Source organism: Sulfurospirillum diekertiae, assembly GCF_002309535.1.
Lineage (GTDB): Bacteria > Campylobacterota > Campylobacteria > Campylobacterales > Sulfurospirillaceae > Sulfurospirillum > Sulfurospirillum diekertiae.
Genome location: NZ_CP023275.1, coordinates 2022371 through 2042110 on the forward strand (window position 1 = coordinate 2022371; position 19740 = coordinate 2042110).

General features: G+C 38.0%; 18 protein-coding genes. 8 read left to right on the forward strand and 10 right to left on the reverse strand.

Features of this window, described 5'->3' with window-relative positions; all coding sequences use genetic code 11:
- The first annotated feature begins 20 nt into the window (after positions 1-20).
- From SJPD1_RS10400 to SJPD1_RS10425, 6 genes are all read left to right on the forward strand, one after another.
- Entirely contained in the window at positions 21-935 is a 915-nt protein-coding gene (locus SJPD1_RS10400) for an AraC family transcriptional regulator (RefSeq protein ID WP_096047104.1), read from the forward strand.
- A 160-nt stretch (positions 936-1095) separates the two neighbouring features.
- A complete protein-coding gene (locus tag SJPD1_RS10405) occupies positions 1096-1695 on the forward strand; it encodes a flavodoxin (RefSeq protein WP_096047105.1) in 600 nt (199 codons plus the stop codon).
- Between the two features lie 278 nt (positions 1696-1973).
- The gene (locus tag SJPD1_RS14990) at positions 1974-2423 is read left to right on the forward strand and encodes a DUF4405 domain-containing protein (RefSeq protein WP_245391470.1); all 450 of its coding nucleotides are present in this window, start codon (positions 1974-1976) and stop codon (positions 2421-2423) included.
- A 108-nt stretch (positions 2424-2531) separates the two neighbouring features.
- The gene (locus tag SJPD1_RS10415; RefSeq protein ID WP_096047107.1) at positions 2532-3197 is read left to right on the forward strand and encodes a flavodoxin family protein; all 666 of its coding nucleotides are present in this window, start codon (positions 2532-2534) and stop codon (positions 3195-3197) included.
- A 35-nt stretch (positions 3198-3232) separates the two neighbouring features.
- On the forward strand, positions 3233-4381 hold the full coding sequence (locus tag SJPD1_RS10420; RefSeq protein ID WP_096047108.1) for an iron-containing alcohol dehydrogenase: 1149 nt from the start codon (positions 3233-3235) through the stop codon (positions 4379-4381).
- A 64-nt stretch (positions 4382-4445) separates the two neighbouring features.
- Positions 4446-5405 carry an MBL fold metallo-hydrolase gene (locus SJPD1_RS10425; RefSeq protein WP_096047109.1) on the forward strand — a complete coding sequence of 320 codons (960 nt, stop codon included), beginning with the start codon at positions 4446-4448 and terminating at the stop codon, positions 5403-5405.
- Between the two features lie 37 nt (positions 5406-5442).
- On the opposite strand, the gene SJPD1_RS10430 is transcribed toward SJPD1_RS10425, so the two are convergent.
- The 10 genes from SJPD1_RS10430 to SJPD1_RS10475 form a co-directional block, all read right to left on the reverse strand.
- Complete coding sequence (locus tag SJPD1_RS10430; RefSeq protein WP_096047110.1) at positions 5443-6030, reverse strand: YkgJ family cysteine cluster protein; 588 nt, start codon at positions 6028-6030, stop codon at positions 5443-5445.
- A gap of 461 nt (positions 6031-6491) precedes the next feature.
- Positions 6492-7973, reverse strand: a complete 1482-nt coding sequence (locus tag SJPD1_RS10435) for a cation:proton antiporter (RefSeq protein ID WP_210394361.1) — start codon at positions 7971-7973, stop codon at positions 6492-6494.
- An 82-nt stretch (positions 7974-8055) separates the two neighbouring features.
- Complete coding sequence (locus tag SJPD1_RS10440; RefSeq protein ID WP_096047112.1) at positions 8056-8463, reverse strand: cupin domain-containing protein; 408 nt, start codon at positions 8461-8463, stop codon at positions 8056-8058.
- 18 nt (positions 8464-8481) lie between these two features.
- Positions 8482-9324 (reverse strand): SDR family oxidoreductase, encoded by an 843-nt coding sequence (locus SJPD1_RS10445; RefSeq protein WP_096047113.1) that lies wholly within the window; start codon positions 9322-9324, stop codon positions 8482-8484.
- A 39-nt stretch (positions 9325-9363) separates the two neighbouring features.
- Positions 9364-10137: a carboxymuconolactone decarboxylase family protein gene (locus tag SJPD1_RS10450; protein ID WP_096047114.1), complete on the reverse strand. Its 774-nt coding sequence runs from the start codon at positions 10135-10137 to the stop codon at positions 9364-9366.
- Positions 10138-10315: 178 nt separating this feature from the next.
- Positions 10316-11551, reverse strand: a complete 1236-nt coding sequence (locus SJPD1_RS10455) for an NAD(P)-dependent alcohol dehydrogenase (RefSeq protein WP_210394362.1) — start codon at positions 11549-11551, stop codon at positions 10316-10318.
- A gap of 131 nt (positions 11552-11682) precedes the next feature.
- Complete coding sequence (locus tag SJPD1_RS10460; RefSeq protein WP_096047115.1) at positions 11683-12666, reverse strand: aldo/keto reductase; 984 nt, start codon at positions 12664-12666, stop codon at positions 11683-11685.
- A 148-nt stretch (positions 12667-12814) separates the two neighbouring features.
- Positions 12815-14239: an efflux transporter outer membrane subunit gene (locus tag SJPD1_RS10465; protein ID WP_096047116.1), complete on the reverse strand. Its 1425-nt coding sequence runs from the start codon at positions 14237-14239 to the stop codon at positions 12815-12817.
- Entirely contained in the window at positions 14229-17357 is a 3129-nt protein-coding gene (locus SJPD1_RS10470; protein WP_096047117.1) for an efflux RND transporter permease subunit, read from the reverse strand. The genes SJPD1_RS10465 and SJPD1_RS10470 overlap by 11 nt, the downstream gene beginning before the upstream one ends.
- Before the next feature lie 3 nt (positions 17358-17360).
- Positions 17361-18518 carry an efflux RND transporter periplasmic adaptor subunit gene (locus tag SJPD1_RS10475; RefSeq protein ID WP_096047118.1) on the reverse strand — a complete coding sequence of 386 codons (1158 nt, stop codon included), beginning with the start codon at positions 18516-18518 and terminating at the stop codon, positions 17361-17363.
- 575 nt (positions 18519-19093) lie between these two features.
- Between SJPD1_RS10475 and SJPD1_RS14995 the strand changes: the two genes are divergently transcribed.
- Together SJPD1_RS14995 and SJPD1_RS10485 are read left to right on the forward strand one after the other, a co-directional pair.
- Positions 19094-19219 (forward strand): helix-turn-helix domain-containing protein, encoded by a 126-nt coding sequence (locus tag SJPD1_RS14995; RefSeq protein WP_226372301.1) that lies wholly within the window; start codon positions 19094-19096, stop codon positions 19217-19219.
- A 7-nt stretch (positions 19220-19226) separates the two neighbouring features.
- A complete protein-coding gene (locus SJPD1_RS10485; protein WP_096047120.1) occupies positions 19227-19469 on the forward strand; it encodes a hypothetical protein in 243 nt (80 codons plus the stop codon).
- Positions 19470-19740 lie beyond the last annotated feature (271 nt).

Below are 19740 nucleotides of genomic sequence, written 5' to 3' on the forward strand. Positions count from 1 at the left end.
AAAAAAATAAAGGAAAAAATATGGATGCACTTTTTGAAGCATACAGAGCTGAACTCATCAAGAGAATTGAAGCAAAACGCGAGGAAGATGGAGCCATCAAAACAGTCATCCCCTCACTCAGCTTTTATCGTTCATCTTCTACGACTGAGTTTGCAACCGTTATCTATGAGCCATCATTATGCCTCGTACTGCAAGGATCAAAAGCTTTGATTCTTGGTGATGAGAACTATAGTTATGATCCTTCTCGTTACCTTTTAGCTTCAGTACATATGCCTACACGTGTACGCATTATGGAAGCCTCTAACGAGAAACCTTACATCTCTTTAAAACTTACATTTACAATGGAAGATATTTTTGAGGTGATGAAAGAAGCTCTTAATAAATCACTTACCCCAAATCCAACGCCTGAACTTGGCCTTTGTTTTGGAGATATGAGTACACAAGTGATAGACCCAATCACACGCTTAGTGCGTTTACTGGATACTCCCAATAATATTAAATTTATGGCACCTATGATTATCAAAGAAATTTTATACCATGTTATTAATGACAAAGGAGGCAATTTTCTAAGAAAGTATTTAATGGATGGAAGTATTGTTCAACAAATCGTTAAAGTAATCTCAAAAATTAAACAAGACTTTGCAGAGAATATCAACATGAAAGAGCTTGCAAAAGCATATGGTATGAGCGAATCTTCGCTGTATCACAATTTCAAAAAAGTAACGATGTTAAGTCCTCTACAATTTCAAAAAACGCTCCGACTTGAAGAAGCAAGACGTATACTTTTAACCCAAGACCTTGAAGCTACTGAAGTTGCTTTCGCCGTTGGATATGAAAGTCCATCACAGTTTAGTAGAGAATACGCTCGTATGTTTGGGCTTCCACCTAAAACTTATGCCAAAACCATTCATGAAGATACAGAAGATATCGCTTAATTCCTCCACTGCAATGACTGCCTATTGTTTTTTACATGTAAAGCTTTACATGTAAAAAACTTTGCAGAATCTGGCAATCATCATACATAATCGTTCTACCACCCAAAGAGACAATGCCACTATAATTTCTATGTTTTCATACTTATAGTAGGAGTTAGAAATGGGTTCTTCATATACCAATAAACGTCGAAATTTTTTGATAGCAAGTGCAACATTAGCTGCAAGTTCATTATTACCAAATAAACTGTTTGCAAGTGAATCGATACCGAACACAAAAACTTTGATTGTCTATTTTTCACATTCAGGCAATACACGGGTTATTGCGAAAGAGATTCAAGCACAAACAGGTGGCGATTTATACGAAATTAAAACGGTTAATATATATCCAGAAGATTATGACAGTGTTGTCGATGTTGCTAAAAAAGAGCAAAAAACAAATTTCAGACCTCAATTAACTGCTACGCTCACCAATCTGAATGATTATGATCTTTTTTTCATAGGCTATCCTAATTGGTGGGGGACTCTTCCTATGGCTCTGTTTACTTTTTTCGAAGAAAACAATTTTGCAGGAAAAACGCTTATTCCTTTTTCGACACATGAAGGGAGTTATTTTGGCAATAGTTTATCAGATTTAAAAGCACTCAATCCAAAAGCAACATTTCTCAAAGGATTGGCAATTAGAGGAAGAAGTGTTCAGTCTGATAATACTAAAAAAGAGATCACATCATGGCTCAATGAACTCCATTTAGTCAAAAAGTAACGCTAGTTATGTTCTTACATCAACCACTTGTTCGATTATATACCAATCTCTTTTTGCTTGGACTCATCCCTTTCTCGCTTCTCAACAAAATAACGGGTAATATCATTCATGAAATAATAGGTTTGGCCATCATCCTCTTTCTAGGAAGCCATACCTTTTTAAACATACATTGGTATGGCTCTTTTTTTAAACAAAGAAACCGTGTTCAAAGAGTCTTTAATACCGTTATCATTCTACTACTTTTAGTTAGTTTTGGCTCATTGATCCTTAGTAGTTTTATGATTTCTAAATCACTTTTTTCTTTCTTAGGATTTAAAAGCACACTTATGTTGCGTCAAATTCATACAACTTCTGCTTATTGGTTTGTTATTTTCTGTTTCATTCATTTAGGGATTCATTGGCAACGATTTTGGGTGCTGTTTAGAAAAATTTTAGCCAGAGTTATTAACCTGAACTTCATACTACCACGTCAACTCTCTGCAATTTTTTCTCTACTGGTTATCTTTTATGCAGGATGGGTATTTATTCAAAGGGATATTCTCTCAAAGCTTTTTATGACATTTGCTTTTGAATTTTGGGATAACGAACAAGCGGGATGGAAAATATTGATGGATGATGTGATTCTGATGATCGCCTTAGTTATTCTGACACAATCTGTACAAAAATGGACAAAAGCTCTATTTCTTTTTATAGATACTTTAGTGTACGTCCAAAAGAAAAAACCATAATATGAACCTAAAAAATTTGCAGAATCAGACAACTTTTATGGATTATCTTTCTACCACCACGCCCTTCTTTCATTCTATAATACTGCATAAGTTAACCAAGGGCGATTAATGAAAGTTTTAATGATAAATGGTAGCTCTAACAGAAAAGGGTGTACCTACACTGCACTACAAGAAGTTGCAGGAATATTGGAAAAAGAAAATATCGAGACGGAAGTTGTCCAACTGGGCAATCTTTCTCTAAGAGATTGCAGTGGCTGTTTTGGGTGTAAGGATACGGGTAAATGTGTTTTTGATGATCTTGTTAATGAAGTGATTGAAAAAGCAAAAACCTGTGATGGTTTTATCTTTGGAACCCCTGTGTATTACGGACATCCAACAGGTAGAATTTTATCGTTTTTAGACAGAGCTTTTTTTGCTGGGCACCAGGCGTTTGAGTACAAACTAGGTGCTTCTGTAATTATCTCAAGACGCTCAGGCAACACTGCTAGTTTTGATGTAATGAATAAATACTTTACCATCAATAACATGCCCGTCGTTTCCAGTCAGTATTGGAACAATGTTCATGGTCTCGTGCCTGAAGATACTAGGCATGATTTAGAAGGAATGCAAACGATGCGAACGCTTGGAAAGAACATGTCGTGGCTTTTAAAATGCATCGATTTGGGAAAACAAAATGGACTTAGTGTACCTAAAAGTACCGAACACAGAGTGCATACAAATTTTATCGATAACCCTGAGAATTACTTAAACGGCAAGATGCAAGGCGCAGAATAAAAAATAGATACCCATCTTATTAAAAAGGAAAAATAATGGACAATTTTACATTTTGTAATCCAACTCAAATTGAGTTTGGCAAAGAAAAAGAGCAAGAGGTCGGCAAACATTTACATGTAATTGGTGCTAAAAAAGTTTTGCTAACCTACGGTAGCGAACGTATTAAAAAAGACGGTCTTTTTGATACTGTCGTGAAGAGTTTAAAAGAGTTTAATATCGTATTTATCGAATTTGGTGGCATTGTGAGCAATCCTCTGCTTTCAAAAGTGTACGAAGGTATTAACGTAGCAAAAGCAAATAAAGTGGACGCTATTCTTTCCGTTGGTGGTGGCTCTGTGCTTGATAGTTCCAAAGCGATTGCCGCAGGTGCTTTATACAATGGTGACGTGTGGGACTTCTTTTTAGGTAAAGCTGCTGTTGAAAAAGCATTGCCTATTGTTGACATTATGACACTTGCCGCAACGGGAAGTGAGATGAACTGTGGTGGTGTTGTTACCAACGATGCTACCAAACAAAAATATGCGATTCAATCACCGTTTTTATTTCCAAAAGTTTCGATTATCAATCCCTTGCTTCAAAACTCTGTTTCAAAAGAGTATCTTGTTTATTCCGCTTCTGATATTATTGCACACAGTATTGAAGGCTATTTTACAGCAACCATTCAACCAGACATTATCAATAGGCAAGTCGAAGCGATCATTACAACCGTTATGGAAACAACTGAAAAACTTCTCAAAGACCCAAAAGATTATGATGCAAGAGCTGAATTTGCATGGGCTGCTACGTGTGCACTCAATGGTTTAACCTATGTAGGTACTTCAGGATTTGGTTATCCAAATCACATGATTGAACACGCCCTTTCTGCCATCTGCAATGTTCCTCATGGTGCGGGCTTATCAACAGTTATGCCAGCATGGATGCGTTGGTATAAAGTGAAAAATGAAGCTCAATTTACTCGTTTTGCAAAAAAGATTTTTGGTCTTGATGATGCGAGCAAAGGCATTGATGCACTGGAAGCGTGGTTTAACAAAGTTGGAACACCAACCAAATTATCACAGATGAATATTTCACGCAATACATTAGATGCTGTGATTGATAACGCAACAGAAAATGCTACCTATTTTGGTATGCCAGAGTTATACACGAAAGAGGCTATTACCAAAATTCTAACAAGCGCTTTATAATCGGACATAACGAAAGGTGGTTTTGATATAAAAACCACCTTTATATTCACAACAAAGAAACACAATGCACACATCAAATTTTGATCTCAAAACACAGCGCTTTCACAATCTCTATCCAATTCAAATACCCAAAATGACATTGACACAAAGTCTTCGTGCTGTTTATGAAATTCTTTATAAAGCTTCTTATAAAACGCCTAAACGAAAGATGCCACAAATAAGACCTAATCTTGAACTATTTAATCAAAACAGTGATGCACTTAAATTTATCTGGTTTGGACACTCCACAGTTTTAATCAAAATGGATGGACTAAAAATTCTTATTGACCCCATGTTCTCAACCTATGCTTCACCTATTAAGGGAACTTTTAAACGATTTCAACCACCCGTAATAGAACTCAAAGAACTTCCATCTATTGATGTGATTGTCATTTCACATGATCACTATGATCACTTGGATAAAAAAAGTATTCAATTTTTCAAATCCCAAGAAACACATTTTTTGGTTCCACTTGGTATAAAACGTTATTTAATCAATTGGGGAATAGCCGAGGCCAAAATAACAGAGTTGGATTGGCATGAATCTTATAAGATTGATTCTATCAACTTTATCGCTACACCAGCACATCATTTTTCAGGAAGAAGCCTCTTTGGACACAATAAAACACTTTGGGCTTCATGGGTTATCAAAGGGAAAAATGAGAAATTATTTTTTAGTGGAGATTCCGCATACAGCCCACATTTTAAAGAGATTGGCTTGACATATGGACCATTTGATATCGCCTTTATGGAAAATGGACAGTATGACAAACGATGGCTTTATGCGCATATGATGCCTGAGCAAACCATTCAAGCTATAAAAGACATCAAAGCTAAATTCTTTGTCCCCATTCACTGGAGTATGTTTAGACTCTCCGCACACCACTGGTTAGATCCTTTTATACAATCGCTTAAAATTACAGAAGAGCAAAAAGTAGCTATGATCAGTCCTTTTTTAGGAGAGATTATGTCTGTCACCAGATAAAATTTAAAAAAAGCATCTCCCTTTTATGGAAGAAGGCTCATACCCAAAAATGTTTTAGTGATTCTAAATGCATTTGAATATAGGGGTTATTACTTGGTTTAATATACTTAAGCAATGGTAACCCTAAGAGTTCACCGACATATTCAAAATTTTCTACACGTTTAATACTCTCTAAAAAAACCTTTGTTGCTTCTCGTTTTTCTACAAAATTTTCAAGCCTCTTCGTATAAAAATCATTTTGTAACATACCATCTTTACAGAGTAATTTACCACTTTCAAAACTAATGGCAGGACATCCTGTATCCACAAGAATGTGCTCAAAATAAGGACTAATTGGATAAAGCTTACAAGCTGGTGTTCTTTGATCATAAATACTACACTTATGATCAATATAGTATTTACAATGCCCCTTTCCATCATTAAGCAGAACATAGACGACCAGCTCTTCACCGTTGACACTAAACATGATTGGGAAATTTTTATACACTGCTTCAAAATCTTCTAATATAAGCGGCGATGCAGCAGACCCCTTAGCACCATTGCAACAAATTCCTTCGCATAAAGAGCAACCATTAAAATAAAAATCATGACTTTTAATATTAATAAAACTTCCTATATTTTCCATATGAATTCCCCTGAATTAACGATGATTATATGAGTGTTTAAATGAAGAGATCAAGAAAGAAAACCAATCAAATATATTTCAAAAATAGATGTGAGAAATGGCTATTTTTAGGAGCTCTTGATTGATATTTCTCTTATATGATGTTATAAATTATAGAAAAAATGAAGGTATTTCCAGTAGAATAATTCTCCCTAAATATTGCCTATTTCTACGAATTTTTTGAAGAATAAAAGAGATATAAGTTGAAATAAAACCATCTGTTCGTTGTGCACACATAAACGTATGAACTTCACTTTTCCAAGTTTTAAAGAATTGATAATGGAACGGAGCTAATGAAGTTGTCTTGAATGAGAATTTTTAAGATATATATTTCTAAGAGCACGCCTAAAAAAGGATTCTTACATAAGCTATCTATTGCAATCACTGGTATTTTCACTAGAATCTATGTGCAAAAATTGAATTTATATATTTTGATTACTCCATGCTATTTCAAGGCCATCTAACTCTTCTTCAACATAATGAAAAGCATCATCTCCGATCTCTTCGTTATCTCGCATGGATAATATAGTCTTTCGAGCTGATTGGATGACATGTTGTAACTGCTCATTAGTTGTATTGTCAAAATCTGTATCGATTTTAAAAAATGTGACAAATTTTTGACGAACTTCTTCAGCCCTAGGCGAACGATCATTTTCAAGCTGTGTGGAGACTAAATGTAAAATAGCTTTACGCGCAATACCCACTTCATGGCAGACATGATTATCATCATGAAAATTGAAGACTTTCATCAACGGCTTCAGTGTCAGCCCTTGAATAACTAATGTACCAAATACAACGGCAAATGTCGTTATAAGAATTAAGTCACGATATGGAAACTCTGAAGGTAATGCCATAGCAGCAGATAATGAAACAATACCACGCATACCTGCCCATGAAATAACTATACCGCCTTGAATCGTAGATCGTAACATGGGACGAGGAGGATTAAAACCTATTTGACGTTCCCGCCATCTTGCAAATAGATTAAAAGGCATGTGTAAAAGAGGACGCACAATAATGACAGTTAAAAGTACAACAGTCGCTATAATCAAATAGTGTGTGCGCTCTGCATCTATTAAACTTCCTAAAATAGGTCTCATTTGTAAACCAATAAAAATAAATGCAAAAATATTCAGAGCAAAAACAACTGTTTGCCATACAACATTCGTAGAAATACGTGTTTCAGCCGAAATCCTATATGGAGCAGTCCGTGCCATAGCAATAGCATAAGATACGGTCGTGAGTACCGCAGACAGCCCAAGATCTTCAGCGAGAATCCATACCCCAATAGCACATACAAATTGAAGGATAATAGCAGTTGGAATATGTTCAATATGCTCCATGACACGCAATGTTAACCACCCCAATGCAAGACCTGCAATCAGACTACCTGCTACTGCTAATAAAAAAACTGGTGCTACTTCAGAAACTGTAAAGCTATTTGCTATGACTGCACCCACAGCTAAGCGGTAAATTAAAAGCGAGCTGGCATCGTTTAATAGACTTTCTCCTTCAAGGACTGTCAAGATACGATGCGGTGTATGTAACGGTCGAAGTACCGCTGTTGCGGCTACCGCATCGGGTGGAGATACAATTGCACCAAGTGCAATTGCTACAGCCCATGGCATCGATGGGATCATTAGATGAACAACAATCGCAACTGCCATTGTTGTAATTCCAACAGCAAATATGACCAAACACATTACAGGAAACCAATTATCTTTAAGATCACGGAGTGAAGCATCATAAGCTGCATCCAGTAAAACAGGTGCTACAAAAAGTGCCAAAATGAGTTCTGGAGGAATGGATAGCAGCGGTGCTCCAGGCAAAAATGCAAGTGCTGCACCGCCAAGTGCAAGAAAAACAGGATAAGGTGCTCCAAGACGTCGGGCAAGTGCCGCCAATATAACAGCCGCGATGAATAAACCAAGAAATTGTTCCAATGCTCCCATGCTTTTACCTACTACTCTCTTTCACTCATAATGATTATTTTAATTGATTGTACTCTTTATCCTCAACATGTTCCAGCCATCTGGCTGGTCCTTTTTCAGGATGAATCTCAATCGCAAGATGTGAAAACCAACTGTCTTTAGCCGCACCATGCCAATGTTTAACATCTGCAGGAATTTCAACAACATCACCTGAATGAAGTTCTTTAGCAGGTTTTCCCCACTCTTGATAATAGCCTCTTCCACCCGTTATAAGTAAAATTTGACCGCCTGCATGTTTGTGCCATCGGTTGCGACATCCTGGCTCAAACGTTACATTGCCAATAGGACACCCTGAACCTGCAATGGTGAGCATTTTAAGCCACACGGTTCCTTTAAAATTATCACTTTCAAATTTTTCGCCAATAGGAAAAATAATGCCAGTACTTAAATCATTTGTAGTCATTTTACGATCCTTAATGGATTACTTACCGGCTGGCAAATCAGTCGATGCTGCAAGCTCTTTTTGAGCTTCAAAGGCACTCAGCCGTTTTTTCAATGTTGCAATCGTACCCTCCAATGCTTGAGAACCTAACACCATACGCAAAGGAGCAGGCTCAACATCAACACTTTCAATAATCCGCGTTGCCATGCGTGCAGGGTCTCCTGGTGCCAAACCATTTGCAGGATCTAGCATCTTTAAAAATGCATGCGCCGGTGTTGCATCATACTCAGGCATCAAGGTAGCTACTTGTGCACTGCCATAACGAAACTCGGTGCGTGCACCTCCTGGTTCAATAATTGTCATACCGATTCCAAAAGAAGCTACCTCTTGCGCAACCGATTCAACAAAACCTTCAATACCCCATTTAGTCGCATGATAAAGCGAATTGCCTGCAAAAGCAACCTGTCCGCCATACGATGAAATCTGAATCACACGACCGCCACCTTGTGCTCGAAGATGAGGAAGAGCTGAGCGAATCAGCTGAATTGAGCCTGTTAAATTGGTCGCAATGATATGCGAAACTTGTATGTCAGTAAGCTCTTCCCCTGCTCCAAATAAACCATAACCTGCATTACTAATGATCACATCAATACGTCCAAACTGTGCAAATGATTGGTCAACAATTTCATGCACCGCCTTTGTATCGGTCACATCCAGTATTTCAACTTTAAAAGTCTCTGGATAACGCTTGATAAGATCATCAATCTTCTTTGTATCGCGTACCGTACCGATAACACGATCACCACGTTCAAGTAGTTGTTGGCTTAGCTCGCGACCAAAGCCACTGCTAACACCTGTAATAAGCCAAGTACGTTGCAACATAATGAATTCTCCTTTTAATCATTTAATTTTTATATATGATTACGCTTTTTGGGCATTTGCAGAAGCAGTCACTTCATTAATTGCTTGCAAACCGTTGAGCGTTCGTGGATAGCCGATAAAAGGCAATAGTTGTGTCACCACATTAATCATTAAAGCACGATCATTCCCCACATTAAGGTTAGCACCAACATGTCCTTTTACTTGTGCATCACACCCACCAAGAGAAATAAGCATGCTTAATGTAAGAAGCTCTCGTGTTGGAATATCAATGCCTGTGCGTGTAAGATAATCACCAAAGCAATTACCGGAGAGGTAATGCTGAATGTGCAACAAATCCTTAGGTGCTGTAGCATAGAGACTTTCGATAAATTGCGTTCCAATAATCTGCTCTTGAACTGCATAGCCTTTTTGTTCCCTATTTTCAGGAGTAGTTGTAGATTGTAGTGGGAGTGGTAAAGAAATTCCTTTTTCCGTCAAAACTTCATTGGTAATACGAAGGCTATCAAAAACCTTTGCCATACCCACATACGGCACAGCTTGATAAACAATCTCTTTAATCTCAACAGGCGTTATACCCACATTGAGAGCAGCCCCTAACATCACGCGGTATTCGCTTAGTGCTTGAGAAGCAATCATAGAGGCTAATTGGACCATCACTCTTAATTTTATATCTAAATCATCATGTGCGACAACTTCATCAAAAGCAAAATTATCGAATACTTCGATCAATTCTGGATCCGTTACAGCCAATGTTGAGACATGTCCAGGAAAGAGTAAATCATGTTGATCTTGAGCTTTTTTTGTTGGTTTCATTGATAGTTTTCCTTTTGAATGATTTATTTTATGAACGCCAAATACTATAATTTCAGCGAGCTAAGCTCTTCATTTCTACATAAAAAATTTTTACATGTAATGGAGTTATTATAGACAAATATCATTTTTTATTCTGTATTTTTTTTAAAGTAGAGGGCAGTTTTAAACCCTCTCTCTCTTATGCTTGCATATCAATCACGTAACGATAACGTGCTTTTTTAGCAACCACTTTTTCCCATGCATCCGTAATCTCACTCATTGCAATTTTAGTGATTTGAGGTTTAATGTTATGAAGTGCACAAAAATCTACTAGTTCTTGTGTTTCACGAATACCCCCGATTTGTGAACTTGCGTACGAAGTTCGCGTACGAAGCAATGAAAATGGTCCAATTTCATAAGGATCATTGACTTTTCCGACGCCAACCATGCAATACGTGGAGTCTTGTTTTAAGAGTGTAAAAAGCTTGTCAAGTTTATGTTTATAAGGAGCTGTGTCAATAATAAAGTCTAAGGAGCGATCAAATTTTGAAAGATCCGTACTATCAGGATTAACAATCACCTCTTTTGCACCAAAATTTTTGGCATCGGCTACTTTATCCGGAGATGTGGTAATTACAGTTACTTCAGCACCCATGGCTGTTGCAATTTTTACTGCCATATGACCTAACCCGCCAAGTCCTACAACACCAACTTTTTTGCCAGGTCCAACACTCCAATGACGAAAAGGTGAATACACGGTAATTCCCGCACACATCATTGGACCTGCATCTGCCAAATCAACAGCAGCTGGGACATGAATAATAAAATCTTCATTCACCACATTAAAAGTTGAGTATCCTCCTTGCGTCATCGTTCCATCACGATCAGTCGAACCATATGTAAACACTGCACCGTTTTCACAGTACTGCTCCATTCCCATATCGCACATTTCACAATGATGGCACGAGTTAACCATACAGCCAACGCCAACACGATCCCCTACTTTAAATTTACTTACACTTGAGCCAATAGCCGTTACAACACCGGCTAATTCATGCCCGGGAACGAGTGGAAATTTTTCTTTTCGCCAATCTTCGTGACCATGATGGATATCAGAATGACAAACACCGCAATAATGAAGCTTCATTGCAACATCTTTTGGACCTAACGCTCTTCTTTGAAAATGTAGAGGTTTAAGAGGCTCCGTTGCTGAATACACAGCCATTCCCATTGTTGGGTACGGCCCTTGATCTCCTACTTTGTTTGTTGGATTGGTTTCTGCAGCCTGAGCTGAAAGTGGATTTAAAAGCCCTGTAGCTCCCGTACCCAAAGCTATAGCACCTGTTAACATAAAGTTTCGTCGATTGCTATCGTGAGTTGTATTGGACTCTAGGGTATCTTGCACGTGATCTGTCTCATTTGATTGCTTTTTCATGTTGTGTCTCCTTATGAAATTTACATATCTAGAGCGTAGATGCTCACCTTAATGAACACAATTTCGTTCCTATTTATTTCTTTAAATTTAAGATTTGATGATTCTCAATAGATTGATACATTCTAAAAAACTTACTTGCCGACTCTTTTGGCAATTTCTTCTGGATAACGTTCCCCAAAAATGACGATTTTTGCTAAAGATTGATTGATCTCGTGTAATTCATGTACTGTAAATTCAACGTTAATGGCACCAATATTTTCTTCAAGTCGATTGAGTTTTGTTGTTCCAGGAATGGGAACAATCCAAGATTTTTGTGCTAAGACCCATGCCAATGCGATTTGAGAAGCTGTCACATTTTTACTCTTGGCTATCTCATTGATTAAATCAACTAAAATTTGATTTGCACTTAAGTTCTCTTTTGAAAACCTTGGAACAATACTTCTAAAATCATCCTTTCCAAATGTTTTTTCTTTGTCAATAGTTGATGTTAAAAAACCCTTTCCCAAAGGGCTAAAGGGCACAAAACCAATTCCAAGCTCTTCAAGAAGCGGCAATAATGCATTTTCAGGTTCTCTCCACATCATGGAGTATTCACTTTGTATCGCTGTTAAGGGAAGGGCTTTATGCGCTTTTTTAATGGTTTCAATTCCCGCTTCACTGAGTCCCCAGTGCTTTATTTTCCCTTCTTTAATCAGTTCAGCAATAACGCCGGCGACATCTTCGATGGGAACATTAGGATCAACCCTGTGTTGGTAAAGCAAATCAATGCTCTCTGTTCTCAATCTTTTAAGAGAACCTTCTACGCCACTTTTTATTTTGGAGATATCACTGCTAACAATCTGTTTTCCTTCCTCGATTTTAATACCAAATTTTGTCGCGAGAACAACTTTGTCCCTCAATGGCTCCAGTGCTTTTCCAACAAGTTCTTCATTGATATAAGGGCCATAAACTTCTGCGGTATCAAAAAACGTTATGCCACTCTCATAAGCTTTATGGATGAGCTTTATCATCTCTTTTTCATCCTGTGCTGGGCCGTAAGAAAAACTCATCCCCATGCAACCAAGGCCTAATGCAGAGACTTCTAAACCACTGTTACCTAGTTTTCTGTATTTCATGACTTTTCTCCTATGATGATTATTAAAAAATTATAAGCCATTTTTCAATTTATCGATAGAATGATTTTGTCTATTCATTGCCTTATTCTGCAAATATATTATTTTATAAAGATTCATAAAACACTTTTTACGTTTACATGTAAAGATATTAAAGGGTATCAGCGTGTCGTTCAAACACCTCTTTATCCCAACCACCCCCGAGTGATTTGTACAAAGAAACCCCTGAACTGAGCAAAGCTTGCTTCGTTTGTGATGTAGCCAGTTTTGCTGAGAGTAGATTACGCTTTGCATCTAAAAGCGTAAGGTAATCGCCATAGCCATTTTCATACTGTTTTTTAGCGAGTAAGTACACTTGCTCAATATTTTTCTCATAGGAGAGCTGATGCTCTAGTTTTTGTGTGAGAGTATGTCGTTTGTTAAGGGCATCATAGGCATCTTGAAACGCTTGTTGAACCGTCTTTGCATACGCAATCTCTGCTAACTCTTTGTTCGCTTTTGCACTCTCCACGTTGGAACTGGTTTTTCCCATATTAAACAATGGTGAGGCAAGGCTTCCACCAAAACTATTCATCCCTGATTGGGATTTCATCAGGTTAGAAAGCTGTGTGCTCTCAAAGCCAAGTGCCCCTGAGAGGCTAATACTTGGAAAATAAGCAGCTCGTGCCACACCGATGTTGGCATTGGCTGCTTTTAAATTCTCTTCGGCTTGGGTAATATCAGGGCGTTTGGTTAAAAGCTCGGAAGGCAAATTGGCAGGCACGTTGACATCGCTTGGTAAAACGCGTGGTAAGCCATCTTTACTAAACGCCGCTATGGCTTCGGGTGATTTGCCTACGAGTACAGCCAACGCACTTTGTTGGAGTAAAATCGCTTGCTCTAGCGCATCTTTCGTGATTTGAGCACTGTTCAGCTCTGCACGATCGGAGGCAAGAGTTCCTTTAGAAATAGCACCAAGCGTATACTTCGCCTCATTGCGCTTAAGCCCCTCTTCTCTTGCTTGTATTGTCTCATTGGTAATATCGAGTTGCTCATACAAACTAATCAATGTAAAGTAACTATCCGCCACATTGGAAGCTAAAGAGATTTTTACCGTGTCTTTTGCCGCATACGTAGCGATCAACGAAGCACGAGAGGAAGCTTCAGCTTCTTTGTATTTACCCCAAAGATCAAGCTCATAACTAAGAACGGCACTGAGTGAAAAATCATTGTACGTATTATGCGCTTTAGAATTAAAGGTATCGCCACTGCTTCGAATTCTCTGACCAGAGCCCTGAACATCAAGGCTTGGGTAACGATCCGATGTACTTCGTGAAAGCGTTGCACGCGCCAAAGAGATATTGGCCATCGCTGATTGAAGATCATAGTTATTCTTCAGTGCCTCTTCAATTAAAGCGGTCAATTTTGCATCATGGTAATTGTTCCACCATGCTGCATCGACATACGGTGTTTCACTCTTTACATCCGAGCGGTACGCTTCTGGAAACGGTGTTGTGGGGACATTCAGCTCTGGAGAGAGTGAACATCCACTAAGAATTAAGGCTAGTACAGCACTGTAATAAAGACTATTCTTCATCTTTTTTTCCTTTACGTGAAAACTTCGCATTTAATGACGCGAGCCAGTTGTAAAAGAGTGGAATAAAGAAGATCGCAATGGTTGTTGCGGCAATCATACCACCAATAACACCCGTCCCTATCGCATGACGGCTTCCCGCACCGGCACCTGAGCTAATCGCCAAAGGTAAAACACCAATGGTAAAGGCAAGTGATGTCATAACAATCGGACGGAAACGTAAACGTGCCGCTTCAAGGGTTGCATCAAAAATTGACTTACCTTTCTCTTGCGCTTGCATTGCAAACTCAACGATCAAAATCGCATTTTTAGCCGATAAAGCAATCAGTACCAAAAGACCGATTTGGAAATAGATGTCGTTGCTCAGTCCTCGTAAATAAACCGCCATAATCGCACCAAAGACAGCAAACGGAACCGCGGTAATAACCGCAAGTGGCATCAACCATCTCTCATACTGAGCTGACAAAATCAAGAAGATAAAGACTAGTCCGAAAATGAATGCTTGGCTTCCGCTTCCTGACATAGCTTTTTCTTGATAAGCAGTTCCAGACCATGCTATTGTATAACCGGAAGGTGCTACCTCTTTTACGACTTCTTCGATGGCTTTTAGCGCATCACCCGATGTATAGCCAGGAGCAGGTTCTCCCATGATTTTTGCAGCTGAAAAAAGATTGAAACGGTCAACAATGTCAGGCCCAACGATACGTTCATAACTGACCAGCGAACTTAGTGGAATCAGTTTTCCATTATCAGATTTAACGAAAACATTTCTTAAATCCTCAGGTTTTTCTCTAAAATTAGCTTCTGATTGAACATTGACTTGATAGGTACGTCCAAAAAGATTAAAATCATTGACATAGTAAGCACCAAACGTCGCTTGAAGTGTGCTAAAGAGATTTTGAATAGAAACACCCAGTGCCATCGCTTTTTCACGATCAACATTCATCCGGTATTGCGGTACAGCTGAATCAAAAGTACTCCTAACGACCATCAATTCTGGACGTTGGCGCGCTTTAGCGACCACATCATTCACAACATTTCCTAAATCGTGAAATGAACCACCCACTCTATCTTGTAAATACATCTCAAAACCACCGGTAAGACTAAGGCCTATAATTGGAGGTGGATTGACAGTAAAAATATTGGCATCTGCAATTTTTGCAAAAGCCTCATTATACTTTTTACTGAGTACCATCGAATGGTGTGATGGATCTTTACGCTCATCCCAATCTTTTAAGAGTAAAAAAGAGGTTCCAGCATTGGACTTATTCGCACCACTACTACGATCAAATCCTGTAATAACCATCGAATACACAACATCGTCCATCTTGAGTGTGATATCATCTAATTGGTCCATAACTTTTTGTGTACGATTTAAAGTTGCAGCAGGTGGAAGTGAAACCAATGTAGCCAAATACCCTTTGTCTTCATTAGGGACTAAGCTAGTAGGGATTTCTTGAAAGAGCTGATAGGTTGTTCCTATCATGACTGCAAAGATAATCAAACTAATCATTCCATGACGTACCAGCAAGCTAACCCCACTGGTAAACCAATTGGTTGAGGCATCAAAGAACTCATTAAATTTTTTGACAAACCAAAACGGTTGTGGCTCTTGTTTTTTAAGTAGAATTGCACATAAGGCAGGTGTTAAGGTAAGCGCTACAAAACCAGAGATAACCACAGAGATAACAATGGTAATTGCAAATTGCTGATACATTGCTCCAGTGAAACCACCCATAAATGTTACAGGGATAAATACGGCACATAAAACAAGCACAATGGCGACCACAGGACCTGTTACCTCTTGCATCGCTTTAATCGTTGCATCTTTGACGGTAATATCTTTTTCAGAATGCAAGATACGTTCAACGTTTTCAATAACGATAATAGCATCATCGACAACGATACCAATGGCAAGCACCAAACCAAATAAGGTTAAAAGGTTAATCGAAAATCCTAATGCATACATCCCCGCAAAGGTTCCGATGATGGATACAGGAATCGCAAGCACAGGAATAATCGTTGCGCGCATATTTTGTAAGAACATGTAAACAATAATAACAACGAGTAAAAGGGCCTCAATCAATGTTTTTACCACTTCTTGTGCGGAAACTTCAACAAACTTTGTTGTATCGTAAGGCACATGGTACTCGATATCTTCAGGAAATGATTTAGCAATTTCAGCCATAGCTGCTTCAACACGTTTGCCCGTAGCAAGGGCATTTGCACCTGATTGTAAATAGATACCAATAGGAATACCAGGCTGTCCATTGAGTTTTCCTAAAATGTCATATGACTTGGCACCAAGTTCTACACGTGCAACATCACGAAGTCGGAGCGTTGAACCATCTTTATTAGACTTTAGAATAATTTTTTCAAACTCATCGACTTTATCTAATCGCCCTTTCGTACTGATCGTAAAGGTATATGCTTGCGAACTTTCAGAAGGTGTTTGATTAAACCTTCCTGCGGCAAACTGTGCATTTTGCTGAGATACTGCATTAATGACATCGGCTGGGGTAAGATTATATTTGGCGAGTTGATCAGGCTTCATCCAAATACGCATTGAGTAATCAAGCGTTCCAAATAAAGAAGCATCACCCACACCTTCAATCCTTTTAAGTTCATCAATCACGTTAATCAGTGCATAGTTTGCTAGGTAAATTTGATCGTAACTCTGCTTTGGAGAAACGAGTGTAACCAATTTTATAATATTGGATGAGCGTTTACGCACCGTAACCCCTTGTGCTTGCACTTCACTTGGGAGTTTATTAAGAGCTGCTTGAACACGGTTATTGACGTTAATCGTCGCTTGATCAGCGTTTGTTCCAATTTTAAAATAAACATTGATCGATAAAGAGCCTGTTGATGAAGCCGTTGAAGACATGTACATCATATTTTCAACGCCATTAATTTGCTCTTCTATGGGTGCAGCTACGGTCTTTGAAATCGTCTCTGCGTTAGCACCATTATATGTTGTACTAACAACAACTTGCGGAGGCGTAACCTCTGGATACTCCTCAATAGGCAAGCCTTTTATACCCATCAAGCCCGCTATAATCACAACAATCGAAAGGACGGTTGCAAAAATAGGCCTGTTGATAAAAAATTTAGAAAACATACTTTATTCCTTCGCTTCTATAACATTAACCGCAGAACCTGGGCGCAGTTTCGTGAGGTTATCGGTAATGACAACATCTCCTGCACTCAAACCACTTTCAATGATATAGGTGTCATTATGAACGGTTCCTGCTTTGACAGGAACTTTAGTCGCTTTGCCCTCTTTGACAACATACACAAACGAACCAATGGCTTCTTGTAACAATGCCTTTTGAGGAATACTAATCGCATCTTTATAGACCAAGCCTTCTACATTCACACGTACAAACAGACCGGGTATTAAAATATTATTGGGATTAGCAAAGGTGGCTCTTGCTTTAATCGTAGAAGTTTCAGCATCCACATAACTATCGATAAAATCTAAAGTTCCCGTTTTGGCATATTTGGTGCCATCGGGGGTAGAGAGTTGAATAGGAAGTTTTGCTTGCGCTAAACTATTCCAGTTACCTGTTCCCATCACATAACGTTTTTTCAAAAGTTCAATATCAGGTAAGGAGAATTCAACATAGATAGGATCGGTTTGGGTAATCGTCGTTAGTGTCATCGTATCACTACTAGAACCGACATAACTTCCAACATCTTGAGCATTGAGGCTTGTCATACCACTAATGGTTGCTTTAACTTTGGTATAGTTAAAATCAATCGTTGCTTTTTTAAGCGCTGCTTGTGAAGATTTGAGCGAAGCTCCTGCTGACTCATAGGCAGAGAGTGCGGCATCACGCTCTTTTTGGCTCACAGCATCTTGATCAAACAAGGCTTTGGTACGTTCCCAATCACGTGTTGCTTGTTTAAGGGTCGCTTCTTTTACACCAACATCTGCCACCGCTTCTTGCATCAATGCTTCATAACGGTCTGAGTCAATTTGATAGAGTGTTTCGCCTGCTTTTACAAAGCTACCTTCAGTAAAGTATTTCTTTTCCAAAACACCACTGACACGTGCAACAATACTCACTTGTTGCATACTTTTTACTTTTGCTGGATATTCAAGTGAAACAGGAACATCACTGGTGATCACTTTATAGGTGGATACACTTAAAGGAGGCATCGCTGGCATCCCTGCTGTTTTTTTATCTTGACTTGAGCATCCTGTTACCAAAAAAGCTCCCAAAACACCTATTAATGCATATCTAGCATATGTTAAATACACTCTATTTGTTGTCATTTTTCGCTCCATTTATATATCTAATAAGAATAATTTGTGTTGAAGAATTATAGGTATTAATAAGATATCTCGATAGAATGATAATCCTCAATGGTTGCCTAATTATGCAAAGATAATAAAAGTATTTTTTTAAATAAACAATAATGTGAAGACTATACAACATTGGCTATAGCTATCATTTATAATAATGATGGAGGAGAATAAATATATAATTTATTATAAATTTTAAGAATAAAATAATTAAAATAGATTTTTAAATATATAATGTAATCTTAAATTTAAGAATTAATAGAAATAAAATTCTAGAAGAACCTTAAAAGAGTTGTGTTGTCACTTTAAAAAATATATTTGTAATCTTATGTTTACATTTTGTTTAACTAAATTTTTTGATAATGAATATATACAAATAGGGAAAAATATGACATTTGTCAGACGAAGTGCTAAACTCGTCAGTTGACAATGTGATTTGAGAGTTGCATTTTGATTTAAAACCTTAAGGAACCAAGTTAAATTGATTAAACTCCATTTTCAAATTTCTGGAAAGGAGTTGAGTGTTAAAAAAAGGTGAAATTAAAATGATAAAGAAGTTTTTAGCTGAGGGATTGAGCAAGAGTGTCATTGCACGAAAGTTGGGTGTTTCAAGAGATACCGTAAGACGTTATGCAATCTTCCTGATGAGATTATATTCCCCATATCAATAGACCTCCAGTGATCAATAGCGTTGATCCTTATTTACCTCATATTGCCAAGATGTTAGAGATGGCAGGGCAGACAAAGAGTGAAATACCATTAACCGTCATTTATGAAGAGATCAAGAAGCTTGGATACGATGGAAGTTTGCGGTGGTTACAGCAAGTCATTGGGCGTTATGAGCTAAGAGCTCGTGCCAAGAGTGAAGAGCCTATTATTCGCTTTGAAACCCAACCAGCCCAACAAATGCAAGTTGATTAGATAGAGTTTCCTAAAGATAATCTCTCCCATTTGTTTCAACAATGGATATTATTCTAGGGATTCATATGTGGAATATGTCAATAATGAGAAGATAGAAACGCTTATCGGATTTCATATGAATGCCTTTAGCTACTTCGGAGGCATTCCAAAGGAGTGTTTGTATGACAATTGACTTCGATTTTATACGAACCATTTCTACTCTAAAAAGAAGATTACTGAGGAATGTTGATAGAACCTGGTTATCTATCTGAGAAACAGTATAATGTGAATA

Bases quoted from the DNA above. Each gene is read 5' to 3' on its own strand.
- SJPD1_RS10400 (WP_096047104.1), top strand. From the start codon at position 21: ATGGATGCACTTTTTGAAGCATACAGAGCTGAACTCATCAAGAGAATT.
- SJPD1_RS10405 (WP_096047105.1), top strand. From the start codon at position 1,096: ATGGGTTCTTCATATACCAATAAACGTCGAAATTTTTTGATAGCAAGT.
- SJPD1_RS14990 (WP_245391470.1), top strand. From the start codon at position 1,974: ATGATTTCTAAATCACTTTTTTCTTTCTTAGGATTTAAAAGCACACTT.
- SJPD1_RS10415 (WP_096047107.1), top strand. From the start codon at position 2,532: ATGAAAGTTTTAATGATAAATGGTAGCTCTAACAGAAAAGGGTGTACC.
- SJPD1_RS10420 (WP_096047108.1), top strand. From the start codon at position 3,233: ATGGACAATTTTACATTTTGTAATCCAACTCAAATTGAGTTTGGCAAA.
- SJPD1_RS10425 (WP_096047109.1), top strand. From the start codon at position 4,446: ATGCACACATCAAATTTTGATCTCAAAACACAGCGCTTTCACAATCTC.
- SJPD1_RS10430 (WP_096047110.1), bottom strand. From the start codon at position 6,030: ATGGAAAATATAGGAAGTTTTATTAATATTAAAAGTCATGATTTTTAT.
- SJPD1_RS10440 (WP_096047112.1), bottom strand. From the start codon at position 8,463: ATGACTACAAATGATTTAAGTACTGGCATTATTTTTCCTATTGGCGAA.
- SJPD1_RS10445 (WP_096047113.1), bottom strand. From the start codon at position 9,324: ATGTTGCAACGTACTTGGCTTATTACAGGTGTTAGCAGTGGCTTTGGT.
- SJPD1_RS10450 (WP_096047114.1), bottom strand. From the start codon at position 10,137: ATGAAACCAACAAAAAAAGCTCAAGATCAACATGATTTACTCTTTCCT.
- SJPD1_RS10455 (WP_210394362.1), bottom strand. From the start codon at position 11,551: ATGAAAAAGCAATCAAATGAGACAGATCACGTGCAAGATACCCTAGAG.
- SJPD1_RS10460 (WP_096047115.1), bottom strand. From the start codon at position 12,666: ATGAAATACAGAAAACTAGGTAACAGTGGTTTAGAAGTCTCTGCATTA.
- SJPD1_RS10465 (WP_096047116.1), bottom strand. From the start codon at position 14,239: ATGAAGAATAGTCTTTATTACAGTGCTGTACTAGCCTTAATTCTTAGT.
- SJPD1_RS10470 (WP_096047117.1), bottom strand. From the start codon at position 17,357: ATGTTTTCTAAATTTTTTATCAACAGGCCTATTTTTGCAACCGTCCTT.
- SJPD1_RS10475 (WP_096047118.1), bottom strand. From the start codon at position 18,518: ATGACAACAAATAGAGTGTATTTAACATATGCTAGATATGCATTAATA.
- SJPD1_RS14995 (WP_226372301.1), top strand. From the start codon at position 19,094: ATGATAAAGAAGTTTTTAGCTGAGGGATTGAGCAAGAGTGTCATTGCA.